The organism is Paracoccus sp. SMMA_5_TC, assembly GCF_009696685.2.
Lineage (GTDB): Bacteria > Pseudomonadota > Alphaproteobacteria > Rhodobacterales > Rhodobacteraceae > Paracoccus.
Window position 1 is genome coordinate 113,988 of the sequence record NZ_CP102356.1, and the last position, 11,820, is coordinate 125,807.

Consider the following 11,820-nt stretch of genomic DNA (forward strand, 5'->3'; position numbering starts at 1 on the left):
GTTTGATTTAACACGATATTTTTGGCGCAGCCACCCCAGATATTGGCACCATAGTCCAAGACCGGACAGGGGGCTTCATGCTGTCCTTGGCCAGGAGGCGGCGGAAGGTCACAGCCGTGGGGGAGTGCATGAAAACCTTGGCCATACCAGCCGTCACGCTGGCCGAACTGCGCGCCTGTCGATCCGCCCGACGTGTCCGATCCGCGCGGTCGGGCGCTGCCCGATGCCTGAGCCCCGTCCACCCCAGAACAGCAGGTTGCCAATGAAAACATATCTTATCGCAACGGTTTCGGCCTTGGCGCTGTCGGCCATGCCGGCACTGTCGCAGGACAAGGACATCCAACCCGAAACGCTGACGGTGCAGGAACGCATTCCCGAAGGTCCGCATGTCTATGTGATGGATTTCGGAATCAACGGCTCCAGCCCGATTTATGTGCTGGATGCGGACGATCTGTCGCTGGTGGGCAGCATCGGCACCGGCACCTTTGCCCAGATGATGATGACGCCGGACAAGTCGGCGCTGTATTCGGCGTCGGTCTATCTGCGGCGCTATACCTATGGCGATGTCGAGGCGGTGATCCATGAGTGGGATCCCCAGACCCTGCAGATGCGACGCGAGGTCATGGTCTCGGACAAGATTGCCCAGGCGCTGAGCCAGCGCGGCATCATCAACCTTTCGGCCGATGGCAAATACATGGTGGTGCAGAACGCCACCCCCGCCACATCGGTCGATATCGTCGACATGGCGGCGGGCAAGCCCCTGGTCGAAATACCGACCCCCGGCTGCTGGACCGCCTATCCCAGCGTGGAAGGCACGGCCTTCACCACCCTGTGCGGTGACGGCACCATCGCCAAATACAGCTATGGCGCCGACGGCAGCTTCGGTCAGGGTGCGAAATCCGACAAGATCTTCGACCCCGACACAACGCCGCTGTTCGGCGATGCCCATCGCGTCGATGGCAAGCTGGTCTATGTGTCCTACACCGGCAGCCTGTTCGTGATCGACGACAGCGGCGACAAGCCGGTGCTGAGCGCCGAGCACAAGTTCGCCGAAGAAGGCTGGGCGCCCTCGGGCTACAACCTGATGGCCTATCACCAGCCCAGCAACACCATGTTCGTGCTGATGCATGCCAATCCCAGCGACGGCTCGCACAAGATGCCGGCCGAAGAAATCTGGGCGGTCAGCATGGCCGATGGCAAGGTTGTCGGGCGGTCCAAGGCCCATGGCGAATCCAGCATCACCGTCAGCCAGGATGACAAGCCGGTGCTGGTGGGGATCGACCACCTGGGCGGCGTGCATCGCTATGACGCCGAAATGGGCGATACGGTGACCCTGACCGAAACCAAGGCCCGGGAACAGGTTGCCACCTTCCCGACCATCGTTGCGACCGATTTCTGACATGGGCGCGCAGGCAACTTTGGCGTCGGTTACGATCACCGGGTTTCTGGCGATCCTGCTGGCGCGCAGCCTCTGGCACAAGACCGGGCGGTTTCTGGAAACCGTAGGCTTCGCCCAGGGCTATGGGCTCTTGCCCGAGGCATGGACCGCGCCCGTGGTCCGGCTGTTGATCGCGGTCGAGGCCACCAGCCTGCTGGCGCTGCTGTGGCCCGGCCTGCGCCAGACCGGCGGCGTGCTGGCGGCGGCGCTGTTTGCCGGTTACGGCCTGGCCATGGCACTGGCGTTGGCGCGCGGGCGCAGCCGCATCGAATGCGGTTGCGGCGGACCGCCACAGATCGTGTCGGCCTATACGCTGATGCGCAACGGCGTGCTGACGCTGCTGGCGCTGGCTCTGGCGCTGCTGCCGGCGGGCACGGTCAGCCCGGCCGAGGCCGCCGCCGCCATCCTGGCCGCGCTGATGCTGTCGGCCATCCACGCCACCATCGAACGTCTGGCCTCGCATTTGCCCAACATCAGAACCGGGGGATCGGTAAAATGAACCTGCTCGTCTTTTCCAATGTGCTGCTGTGGATCATCATGCTGATCCAGCTGGGGGTCTGCTTTGCTCTGGCGCGGCAGATCGGCATCCTGTTCGAGCGGGTCTCGCCGGTGGGCGCGATGATCTCGGACAGCGGGCCCGAACTTGGCGATCAGGTGGCGCCGCTGGAGCTGCCGAACCTGAACGGCCCCGGCCTGACCCTGGGCCAGGGCGGCGGACGCGCGCAGCTGGTGTTCTTCCTGTCCACCAGTTGCCCCATCTGCAAGGCGCTGCTGCCGGCGCTGAAATCCATCCGCGCCGACGAAGGCAACTGGCTGGACGTGGTGCTGGCCTCGGACGGGCGCGAGGCGCTGCATCGCCGCCTGATCGAGGCCGAGGGGTTGCAGGCATTTCCCTATGTCCTGTCGCCGGAACTGGGGATGCGCTTCCGCGTCGCCAAGCTGCCGTTCGCGGTGCTGATCGATGCCCAGGGCCGCGTGCGCGCCAAGGGTCTGATCAACAGCCGCGAACAGCTGGAAAGCCTGTTCACCGCATCCGAAACCGGCATCCCCTCCTATCAGGCCGCCATCGCCGGCGTCACTTCGTAATTCAACCGACATCAGCAAGGGAATCGATCCATGCCCCGCTTTATCGACAATCTCTTCAAGCGCCTCGACAAGACGGTCGAACGCAATGTCCGCAGCTCGGCCCGCCAGTTCGGCCGTCGCTCGTTCCTGGCCAAGGCCGGCACCAGCCTGCTGGGTGCGGCGGTGCTGACCCCGGTGCTGCCCTTCGACCGGCGCGGTGCCATGGCCTCGACCGATGCGGCGGATGCCTGCAGCTATTGGCGGCAATGCGCCATCGACGGCTTTCTGTGCGCGGAATCGGGCGGGTCGCTGACCAGCTGTCCGCCGGGGTCCACCGTCTCGGCCGTGTCCTGGGTCGGCACCTGCCATAACCCCGAGGACGGCAAGGACTATCTGGTCAGCTACAACGACTGCTGCGGCAAGCCCGCCGTCGCCACCCATGCCACCTTCTGCAACAACAACAAGGGCGAGCGCCCCGGCTATCGCATGGGCCTGTATAACGACATCAACTGGTGCATGGCCAATACCGACAAGGGCTATCATTGCACGGTGTCGGTGGTGGTGGGGCTGGCCGAATGATGCGTGCCCTGATCGCGACATCCATCCTTGCGGGCCTGCTGGCCGGGCCCGCATCCGCCCAGGACGCGACCCTGGACCCCGCCGCCCAGTTCGAGGCCCATTGCGCCATGTGTCACAATACAGCCGGCACTGGCACGGCGGGCCTGGCGCCGGCGCTGGACCGGCCCGAGTTCTGGCAGGCCTTGGGTGACAATGCCGGCAAATATGCGGCCGGCGTGGCGGCCAAGGGGTTGAACATGGCGATCACCGTGCGCGGCGAAAGCTTTCGGGGCATGATCATGCCGCCCCCCGCCGGCATCCCCGACGATCAGCTGGCTGCGGCCGCGACCTATGTCGTGGCCACGCTGGGCCAGACCGACCATGTCGTGACCGCCGACGATATCGCCGCCGCGCGCCAGGGCGTCAGCAACGACGATTTGAAGGCGATGCGACCGCCAAGCGAATGAGTTGAGGAACGCCATGGCTCGATACCTGTTGACGGCCTGCCTTGTCCTTGGCGCAAGCGCGGCCCTTGCCGACGGGGCGCCGCACCTGGGCAAGCCGCGCGCCGATTACATCCTGCACTGCGCCGGCTGTCACGGCATGACAGGCGAGGGCACGGTTCAGGGCGGCGTGCCGCCCTTTCCCGGGTCGGTGGGCCATATCGCCGGCAGCGACATCGGCCGCAGCTACATCATGCATGTGCCGGGGGTGATCTCGACCGGCATGAACGACGCCGAGATTGCCGAGGTGCTGAACTATATCCTCGACAACTGGGGGCAGGGGGCCGAGCCTTTCACCGCGCAAGAGGTGACGCGCCGCCGTGGCATCGACATTGGCGATGTCGTCGCCTATCGCCGCGAGGTGGTGGCCGATCTGCGCCGCGCGGGAATCGAGATCGCGGAATACCCCTGGCCATGACCATTCCCTGACGACGCGCAGCGGAAACACTCCATGTCCATGCTTGCCGCCATGATCGCGGGGATATTCGCCCTGGGGTTCCTGACATTTCCATGGCTGGGTGGCGGCTGGTTCTGGGATCTGGGCAATGGTCTGGGGTTTCTGGCCTATGGCGGGCTGCTGTTTCAGGCCATCCCGGGCCGCCGCGGCAGGATGCTCAGGCGGCATGAAACGCTGGGCTATGCGGTCCTGGGTCTGGTGCTGGCACATGGGTTCTGGCTGCTGACCGGTGACGCGGCGGTGCGCTTTTACCTGCTGCCGGGAGCGCCCATCCATATGTGGCTGGGCCTGACAGGCGTGATCCTGCTGTCGGTGCTGACGGTCCTGGCACGCCTGCCCGATCGCCGGAACCTGCACCGCGACCATGGCAGCTTCCGGCGGTGGCATCGCGGGCTGGGGCTGGCGGTGGTGCTGGCCGCGGCCGGGCATGTCCTGCTGAGCGGCTTTTACCTGCCGCATTGGTGGCAAGTGGCTGGGCTGTTGCTGCTGAGCCTTGGCGCCGGGCTGGGGCGGGGCGCCTGGGCCCGGCTGGGTCCGCCGCCGGCCGCGACCGTGCGCGGCTATCTGGGGCTTGGGCTGTTGGCCGTCGCGGCTTTCGTGACCCGCGGGGTCTGGGGTCATGAAGCTGTGGCTGGCCTTTGCCTTTGGGCTGTGGCTGGGCTCGGTGCTGCTGGGCTGGCCCGGCATCGGCCCGCCCATCCAGCGCGCGCCGCTGCCGGGAACGACCCTGGCGGTGCTGCCCATGCGTTTTGGCCATGACGACCATCTGGGCCTGCCTTGCGCGGGCTGCCACCACGAATTCGTCGATGCGACCACCGGTCCGCCCTGCCTGACCTGCCATGTCACCGATGTGAAGGTCTCGCCATTGCTGCGCGAGCAGTTCCACCAGCTTTGCCAATCCTGCCACACCGAAACCCGGACCCGCGGGCAAGCCTCGGGGCCGATGCGTCGCTGTGGCGATTGCCATGTGCCCGACACCGAATTCTAGGCCGGTCCTGCCCGGTCACGGCGCCGGCAGTCCCAGCCTTGCGCAGTCCTCGGCCACCCAGGCGGTGATCAGCGCCATCACCTCGTCGTCAAGGCGCGGCGCCGAATTGGCGGTGATGTGCAGGTCGATCGGGGTGCCCGGCACGCCATAGGCATGGATGCCGACACAGACCGGCGCGTCCTGGCCATCGTCCTGCACCCAGACCGGGGCGCCGGATTGGCCGCTGACGGTATCCACGTCGTAAAACAGCCGCCGGCGGGTGACGGCCATGATCCGGTTGGCGTGGTGATATTGCGTCCGCGCCAGATCCTTGTCGGTCGGATAGCCCGAGATGTTGACCAGCCGCCCGATCAGGTCGGCATCGTCGCGCACTTGCAACGGGAACCACCCCGTGCGCTGGCCCAGCGGTTCTTGCAGATGAATGGCGGCGATGTCGTAATCGGCCGCCTGTCCCTCGATCCACAGGTTCAGGGTCGAGAAATATTCGGCCCTGATCTGGCCAAAGGGAAAATTGCCGCCGCCGCGCCCGGCCGCGACCAGGACGTGATCGGCCCAGCCTGCAAAGAACGGCGGATAGTGCAGGCAATGCCCGGCGGTCAGCACCGTGGCCGGGCCGATCAGAAAGCCCGTGCCCTTGAAGGTGCCGCGGCTGCCGATCAGGTCCAGCTGGCAGATGCGCCGCCAGGGATCGGTGCTGGCATCCGCGACCGGCTGGCGTTCGTCGGTATCGCCGATGATGGTTTCAAAGCCGGTCAGCGGGTTGCGTTGACGGGTGCCTGGCAGCGGCGGCCCCTTGCCCTGCACCGGCACAGGATTGTCCGAAACCTTGCCCGTCGGCGCGGCCGCCACGCCGGCCTCGGGGGCGGCGGGCGGCGTGGCCGGGTCTGCCTCTGTCGCGGCCGGCGACGGGGGCGGGAAAGGCTTGTTGCTGACGCTGAACAGGGCCATGGCGCTACCTCAGCAAGGCGATGCTGGACACGGTGACCTGCGGCGCGGGGCCGGCCTCGACGCCGCCCTCGGTCGGGGTGACGCGCGGCACGATTTCGACACCCACCGGCCCGCCTTCATAGATGCCATCCTGGATCTGGCGGTCGATCAGCCCGCTGACATCGTAGCTTTCGCTGTAGGTGTCATCGCCTTGCGGCACGCTGAACGGGGCGAACAGGCCGACGAAATAGCGCGGGTCCATATCGCGGGCGCCACCCTCGGGCGGGTTCAGATAGACCTCGAATATGGTGCGGGGCGGCGCGTCATAGCGAATGTCGCCCAGGCGCAGGACCACCGGCCGATCCAGATCCTGCGGGCTGGTGGTGGCGAACAGCTCGGCCCCGCCGGCCTCGACCAAGGGCTGCGCCTCGACCCGGACGGGCTGGCGCGACAGCGTTACCGGGGCCGATGTGGCGGCCAGTTCGGTCACCATGCCGCCGGCCTCGATGCCGCTGCCGGCCTGTGCCAGCACCACGGTGCCGGCCTCCGGCGCGCTGGCGTCGTCATAGCGGTAATCCAGCCTGGTGACGGTATCCATCACCTCGCGGGTGGTCATTTCGACCAGGTTGCCGTCCTCGTCCCAGAAACGGTGAACGCGCGCCAGAAAGGCGGAATCGGTCGGGTTGGTGCGCCCCTGGGCAATCCAGCGCGTCCACAGCCTGTCGATGTTGCAGTGATGCAGCCAGAATATCGGGTCCAGCGCCGCCGTGGCCGGGTCCGACATCAGCCCGTCATCACCCCCCAGCGCGACATGGATGACGTTATGCGGCTGGCTTTCGATCATCTGATAGAAGCCCGGGCGGACCCCGGCCGGTGCTGCGACGGTTTCGCGCATGGCCGCGCTGGTGCTGACGGTCGCGGCACCCAGCGCGGTGCCGCCATTGATCCCCGCGGCGCGTTCGGCCCGGAACAGTGCATTGCCGGCCGGATTGTCCTTGTCTCGGAAGGCCTCGGGCAGGGCGCGCTCTGCCACGGAATCGGTATAGTTCCAGTAGGGCAGCGCGAAATCTGGCTGGTTGGCGGCCTTGCGCAGGATGCGTTCAAAGAAATACAGATACATCCGGTGCCAGGGCAGAAAGCGCAGGTTGCGATGCTGGCACAGGTTCCCGGGCGCCAGATACATCTGCAATTCCGGCGGCAGGTTGGCGAAATCGGCCGCATCGGCCGGGTTGGGCAGGTGGATTGCCGCCTGAAAGCGCCAGCTGGTGACATCGCTGAAGGGCTTGGCCATCATCGCCTGCACCCCGCGCCGATAGGCGTCGATGGTGGCGCGACCCTCGGCGGTCTGGGCCAGGGCATAGATGTTGCGCCGCACCCGGCTGCCCTGGGTGGTGCTTCCGCCAGAGCCCCCGGAACCGCCCGAGCCACCACTGGGCTGGGCGGGGGCCTGGGCGGCCCAGAACAGGCCGGCTGCTGTGCTGCCGATCGCTGCCGCGCGCAGGAAGCCGCGGCGCGACAGCGGCAGGACGGGCGGGAAAATCGGGGATCTGGTCATGGCAAAACTCCGACTGTGGCGGCGGGCTGGGGATGCCGGCCGACGGGAATGGATAAAGGCGGCCGGCCGTCCGCCATCAGGCGCGACAGCCAGCCGTCGGGGTGCAGATAGACCGCCGCGCGCAGCCGGCCACGGCGATCAAGCGTCAGGGTGTGCAGGCTGCGCCGCGCCTCGCCCGCACGGCGCAGGTCGGTCATCAGTTGCAGCAACGACTGGGGGTCAAGACCAAGGTTCGTCGCCCAACCGGCCAGCGCCGCATATTCGTGTTCTGGCCGCCAGATGACCTGCCGTTCGGCGCGTGTGGCCAGCGTCAGATCGGCGCAGATCCCGGCCTGCGGGTCCAGCCGCACCGCCAGCCCCGAGAGCACGCGCCCGGCTTGGGCATGGCTCAGCAGGCCCGGAATCGTCGGATCGAACCCTGGGGGCAGCGACATGCCCAGACACGCGGCCGCGCGGCGGGTGGCGACTGGATCATGCGCGGGCAGTTCCCAATAGATCTTGGCCCCCACCCGGGCCTGGGGGGCCACGGCCAGGCCGATCTGCTGAGGGCGGGCGGTTGGCGCCATGGCGGCATCCAGGTCGGCCAGCCCGTCGCGGATTCGGTTCCCACCCAGGGCAAGGTGAACGCGTTCAGCGAGATCCAGCCTTGCGCCGCTGTCGGGGCCGGCATGGGCCAGGTTGGCATAAAGTTTCAACACCGGGATCAGCCGGCCATCCTGCCAGGTCGCGTCCAGCCCGCCCCATAGCCAGAAACGATCATCGCCCACCGGCGCGGCGGCAAACGCCGCCATCAACGGGCACAGCGCCGCGACCATGGGGGCCGCATCCAGCCCCAGCCACGCGGCCGCGCGCAGCAGCGAGCCCTTGGCCACCCGCGCCCGCGCCGGACCCGGCAATCGCGGATCGCCCAGATCGCAGGCCAGCCGCAGTGCCGGGTGAGGTTGCGGGGACAGCGGGGCCGAAAACTCCAGCGGCCAGCCCCGCGCCAGGCTTGAGACCGCCGGGTTCGGCCATGGCAGCGGCGCCGAGATCAAGGGCCGCAGCAGCGCCATGGCGGCCTGCGTCAGGGTCGCGGCCGGATCGGTGGGCAGCCCCTGGGCTTCGGCCAGTTCGCGCAGGCCACGGGCCAGCCCTTCGACCCGCGCCGGCGCGGCGGGGCGCGGCGGCCTGACACGCGGGGGCAGTTCGCAGGCGCCCAGCGCACGCATTGCCGCCGCCAGGGTAAAGACCCCGGCGCCCTCCAGGCTTTCCTCGCCCCGCGCGCTGGCCGGATAGCGCGGCGGTGCCAGCAGACGCGCTTCGGCCGCCGGGAACGGCTGCGGGCGTGCGATTTCGGCGATCAGCGCTGCCGAGCCGCCCGCGGGGTCCAGCAAGGCCCGGGCATGGGCGATCAGCAGGCGGTCAAGGCTGGCGGCCGCAGGGTCAGCAGGCTGGGGCCAGCGCGGCGGGGGCTCGGGCCGGCCGGCGGCATGCCAGAGTTCGATGGCAGTCACGGTGGCAACGCCCGGTCCCGGCCACCAATAGGCGCGCCAGTGCCCCGCCTTGTCCTGCAGCGGCGCCAGACGCTGGCGCCACAGCTTGCACAGCGCCGCCGGGCCAAGCGCGCCCGCCCCCGCCAGCGCCAGCCCGCAGGCGGCGTCCACCTCGGGGCAGGGCAGCGACCAGGCGTCCCAGCGCCGCATCGGGCCATAGGTCGCCCAGCCGTCATGAACATCGCCCTGCGCCAGCAGGAAGTCGGAGGCGGCTGCGGGCGGCGGTCGGTCCAGCGCCGCGAGCAAGCGAAGCACCGCCGCGGTGCTGTCGCTGTCGGCGGGCAGGTCGGGGTGATAGCCCCAACCGCCGGCGGGCCGCGCCATTGCCAGCAGCCGATCTGCCGCAACCCCCGCCGCGTCCAGTGCCCGCGCGGCCAGGGGCGCGGGCAGACGACCGCTGTGCCCGGCCTGGGCCAGGGCCAGCGCCGCCACCGCGCCCACCCATTCCCGGCTTTGCCCCGGACCCATGCGGAATGCCCCCCACAGCCCGTCGCGCCCTTGTTGGCGCAACATATGCCGCGTCAGTGCCGCCAGCAGCGGTGCAGGGGTCGGGTGTGTCATGTGCCGCCCCCGTCTTTTGGCGGCACAAACACGAACAGCGTATCGCCGACATGTTCGGCCTCGGTGCTCCAGGGGCCGAAACCGTCCGCCCAGACGCCGCGCGCGCGCACGCTTAGCCGCAGGAAACCATCCGCCTGCGGGTCGGCCGCGCCGGTCAGGTCGTCCAGATTGCGCGGAAAAGTCAGGCTGCGTTCGGGCGTGCCGGCCATCAGCGTCGCCTGCACAGGCGCCCGCCCCGGGCGCGCCATCTGCACCTCGACCGCGATGGGCTGATCGGGGGCGGGTGCGGCGGCGGCCGCGGCCAGTTGCGGGCTGATGATGCGCAGCTGCCAGCCGGCGCCACCGGCGGGTGCCAGCGCGTGGATGGCGCGCAGCGCGACATCGGGGTCCAGATCGACGGCCAGCCCGGCCAGCACCGGCACCACGGCGTTCCATATCGCCCCCTCGGGTGCCGAGACCGGGGCAAAGGTCAGCCCGGCCTGAGCCCCGGGTGCCAGCGTGATCGGCAGGCTTTCCGCCGGCTGAGCAGCCAGCACATTGGCCGGCAGCAACGCATTGGCATCCAGCAGCAGCAACGCTGCCTGCGCCTGGGCCAGGGTGACGGGCTGGGCGGCGCGGTTGGTGATCTCGACCCGGTCGGGATTGATCGCGGCACTGGCGACGCGCCGTTCCAGCGGCAGCGCGCCCAGCCGCTGGAAGCTGAGGCTCAGCGGTATGCGCCGGCTGCTGGCCGGGCGGTCGCCGCTTGCCGGTGTCAGCACCGCCTCGACCCAGCCGTTCAGCCCGACCGGACCGGTCAGGATGGTGACCAGCAGCGCGTAATATTCCTCGCTCAGGTCCAGTGTCAGGTCGAAGGGTGTAGTCACGTCGACCGCCAGCCCGTCCCCCGCGCCATCAAGGGCGATGTCCTCGGGAAAGATGGTCAGCAATTGCAGCCGCGCCGACTGGATGCCGCCGCCGATCACCTGCGGATGCAGATAGGCGCCGCCGGTCTGTCGTGACAGCGCCGCCTGCAACCCGGCCACGCGGGTGGTGTCGAACCAGGGTTCGGCCCGCAGGATGACGCGGATGCGGCGGCTGCCGTCGCTGGCCTGATACTGCACCGGCAGCATATGCGGCAGGCCGCGGGCGCCGTCATAGGACAGGCGGAATTCATGCGGCAGCAGATAGACGGTATTGACGAATTCGGCCGGGCATAGCGTGCCCCATTCGCTGTCCTGCCATTCACCGGGCAGTTCGGCGCGGCCGGCAATGGCGCGAAAGATCGCGGCGTGCTGATCCAGGCTGCGATCGAAGAAAAACGCCAGTCGCCGGCTGAACCGGGTCTCGACCCGCCGCTCGCTGCTGCTGTCGGGTGGCAGGGTCAGTTCGGGAATGTCGATCAGGCGGCGGTCGCGCCAGCGTTCGATCAATTCGGGTGCGATCACCGCCGAGGCGCTGACAAAGGCGCCGTCGCCCAGCCTGACGGGCGCCACCGCCACCCTGGGGCTGTGTTCTGCGGCCACCAGCAGCCCCGACAGCTGTCCGGGCGGCATGGCCAGCGTGCCGGTGACGCCGGACAGGTCGGTGGGCAGGGCCACCACCTCGCCAGGGTTGGGCCGGGGATGTTCGATCAGCACCGGCGGCAGGCGCGGCAGTCGCTGCCAGGGCCGGCGCGGCCTTGGGCCATGCGGGTTGGTGTCGGCGGTGGTGCGCAACAGATAGCTGGCGACATGGTCGATGACCAGCACCGCCCCGGCATGGGCATCGGTCATTGCCGCCACCAGCCGCGCCACGTCATCGGGGGTCAGCCGCGCCAGGATGCGCAAGCCGCCGCCATCGACGGGTGTCGGTTCGGGCAGGGGCAGGCTGCCGCCGTTCCAGTCGATGCGGGGCGGCCCGACCGGGCTGCCCAGCGGCAGGGCGCCTTCGGGCAGGCTCTGGACCAGGCCGATGTGCAGATAGGTCGCGCCGTCGAGTTCGCGCAGGAACATCACGTCCGGTCCCGGAAGGCTGCCCTGACGCTCGCCCAGGCGCAGATCGGGTCGCGCATAGCTTTGCCCGTCCAGCGCCCGATAGCTGCGGCCGTCGGCCACCGGTTCTTCGGCGCTGGCAAACACCGGCTCGGCGGTCATGGCCATGCGCGCGGCGCGCATCACCATGCCCATGTCGGCTGCCGCCGGCCGCGGCCGCGGGCTGATCTCGACCGCCGCAAGCGGAGCCGGCGAAACGCTGAGAATGGCCTTGTCCATCGGCA

General features: G+C 68.8%; 12 protein-coding genes. 8 read left to right on the top strand and 4 right to left on the bottom strand.

The genetic code is table 11. The features are described 5' to 3' along the window. Positions 1 to 262: 262 nt before the first annotated feature. The 8 genes from GB880_RS14220 to GB880_RS14255 are packed head-to-tail and all read left to right on the top strand — an operon-like array spanning position 263 to position 5,009. On the top strand, positions 263 to 1,399 hold the full coding sequence (locus tag GB880_RS14220; RefSeq protein ID WP_195840849.1) for an amine dehydrogenase large subunit: 1,137 nt from the start codon (positions 263 to 265) through the stop codon (positions 1,397 to 1,399). A gap of 1 nt (position 1,400) precedes the next feature. Beyond that, complete coding sequence (locus GB880_RS14225) at positions 1,401 to 1,937, top strand: MauE/DoxX family redox-associated membrane protein (RefSeq protein WP_154494372.1); 537 nt, start codon at positions 1,401 to 1,403, stop codon at positions 1,935 to 1,937. Beyond that, positions 1,934 to 2,524: a redoxin domain-containing protein gene (locus GB880_RS14230; RefSeq protein ID WP_154494371.1), complete on the top strand. Its 591-nt coding sequence runs from the start codon at positions 1,934 to 1,936 to the stop codon at positions 2,522 to 2,524. Before GB880_RS14225 ends, GB880_RS14230 begins: the two co-directional genes overlap by 4 nt. A gap of 30 nt (positions 2,525 to 2,554) precedes the next feature. Next, the gene (locus tag GB880_RS14235; RefSeq protein WP_154494370.1) at positions 2,555 to 3,082 is read left to right on the top strand and encodes a methylamine dehydrogenase light chain; all 528 of its coding nucleotides are present in this window, start codon (positions 2,555 to 2,557) and stop codon (positions 3,080 to 3,082) included. Continuing rightward, positions 3,079 to 3,528 (top strand): c-type cytochrome, encoded by a 450-nt coding sequence (locus GB880_RS14240; RefSeq protein ID WP_154494369.1) that lies wholly within the window; start codon positions 3,079 to 3,081, stop codon positions 3,526 to 3,528. The genes GB880_RS14235 and GB880_RS14240 overlap by 4 nt, the downstream gene beginning before the upstream one ends. A 13-nt stretch (positions 3,529 to 3,541) precedes the next feature. Next, complete coding sequence (locus GB880_RS14245) at positions 3,542 to 3,982, top strand: c-type cytochrome (protein ID WP_154494368.1); 441 nt, start codon at positions 3,542 to 3,544, stop codon at positions 3,980 to 3,982. Between the two features lie 33 nt (positions 3,983 to 4,015). Then, a complete protein-coding gene (locus tag GB880_RS14250) occupies positions 4,016 to 4,780 on the top strand; it encodes a hypothetical protein (protein ID WP_195840852.1) in 765 nt (254 codons plus the stop codon). Then, positions 4,764 to 5,009 carry a cytochrome c3 family protein gene (locus GB880_RS14255; protein ID WP_195840853.1) on the top strand — a complete coding sequence of 82 codons (246 nt, stop codon included), beginning with the start codon at positions 4,764 to 4,766 and terminating at the stop codon, positions 5,007 to 5,009. Before GB880_RS14250 ends, GB880_RS14255 begins: the two co-directional genes overlap by 17 nt. 15 nt (positions 5,010 to 5,024) lie before the next feature. On the opposite strand, the gene GB880_RS14260 is transcribed toward GB880_RS14255, so the two are convergent. Genes GB880_RS14260 through GB880_RS14275 form a run of 4 tightly spaced genes read right to left on the bottom strand, consistent with a single transcriptional unit; the run spans position 5,025 to position 11,815 of the window. Beyond that, positions 5,025 to 5,957, bottom strand: coding sequence for a trypsin-like serine peptidase (locus GB880_RS14260; RefSeq protein WP_154494533.1), 933 nt, complete (start codon positions 5,955 to 5,957; stop codon positions 5,025 to 5,027). A 4-nt stretch (positions 5,958 to 5,961) separates the two neighbouring features. Further along, a complete protein-coding gene (locus tag GB880_RS14265; RefSeq protein WP_154494532.1) occupies positions 5,962 to 7,491 on the bottom strand; it encodes a tyrosinase family protein in 1,530 nt (509 codons plus the stop codon). Next, on the bottom strand, positions 7,488 to 9,584 hold the full coding sequence (locus GB880_RS14270) for a hypothetical protein (protein WP_263467414.1): 2,097 nt from the start codon (positions 9,582 to 9,584) through the stop codon (positions 7,488 to 7,490). Before GB880_RS14270 ends, GB880_RS14265 begins: the two co-directional genes overlap by 4 nt. Further along, the gene (locus GB880_RS14275; protein WP_154494173.1) at positions 9,581 to 11,815 is read right to left on the bottom strand and encodes a hypothetical protein; all 2,235 of its coding nucleotides are present in this window, start codon (positions 11,813 to 11,815) and stop codon (positions 9,581 to 9,583) included. The genes GB880_RS14270 and GB880_RS14275 overlap by 4 nt, the downstream gene beginning before the upstream one ends. Between the last annotated feature and the right edge of the window lie 5 nt (positions 11,816 to 11,820).

Bases quoted from the DNA above. Each gene is read 5' to 3' on its own strand.
- GB880_RS14220 (WP_195840849.1), top strand. From the start codon at position 263: ATGAAAACATATCTTATCGCAACGGTTTCGGCCTTGGCGCTGTCGGCC.
- GB880_RS14225 (WP_154494372.1), top strand. From the start codon at position 1,401: ATGGGCGCGCAGGCAACTTTGGCGTCGGTTACGATCACCGGGTTTCTG.
- GB880_RS14230 (WP_154494371.1), top strand. From the start codon at position 1,934: ATGAACCTGCTCGTCTTTTCCAATGTGCTGCTGTGGATCATCATGCTG.
- GB880_RS14235 (WP_154494370.1), top strand. From the start codon at position 2,555: ATGCCCCGCTTTATCGACAATCTCTTCAAGCGCCTCGACAAGACGGTC.
- GB880_RS14240 (WP_154494369.1), top strand. From the start codon at position 3,079: ATGATGCGTGCCCTGATCGCGACATCCATCCTTGCGGGCCTGCTGGCC.
- GB880_RS14245 (WP_154494368.1), top strand. From the start codon at position 3,542: ATGGCTCGATACCTGTTGACGGCCTGCCTTGTCCTTGGCGCAAGCGCG.
- GB880_RS14250 (WP_195840852.1), top strand. From the start codon at position 4,016: ATGTCCATGCTTGCCGCCATGATCGCGGGGATATTCGCCCTGGGGTTC.
- GB880_RS14255 (WP_195840853.1), top strand. From the start codon at position 4,764: ATGCGTTTTGGCCATGACGACCATCTGGGCCTGCCTTGCGCGGGCTGC.
- GB880_RS14260 (WP_154494533.1), bottom strand. From the start codon at position 5,957: ATGGCCCTGTTCAGCGTCAGCAACAAGCCTTTCCCGCCCCCGTCGCCG.
- GB880_RS14265 (WP_154494532.1), bottom strand. From the start codon at position 7,491: ATGACCAGATCCCCGATTTTCCCGCCCGTCCTGCCGCTGTCGCGCCGC.
- GB880_RS14270 (WP_263467414.1), bottom strand. From the start codon at position 9,584: ATGACACACCCGACCCCTGCACCGCTGCTGGCGGCACTGACGCGGCAT.
- GB880_RS14275 (WP_154494173.1), bottom strand. From the start codon at position 11,815: ATGGACAAGGCCATTCTCAGCGTTTCGCCGGCTCCGCTTGCGGCGGTC.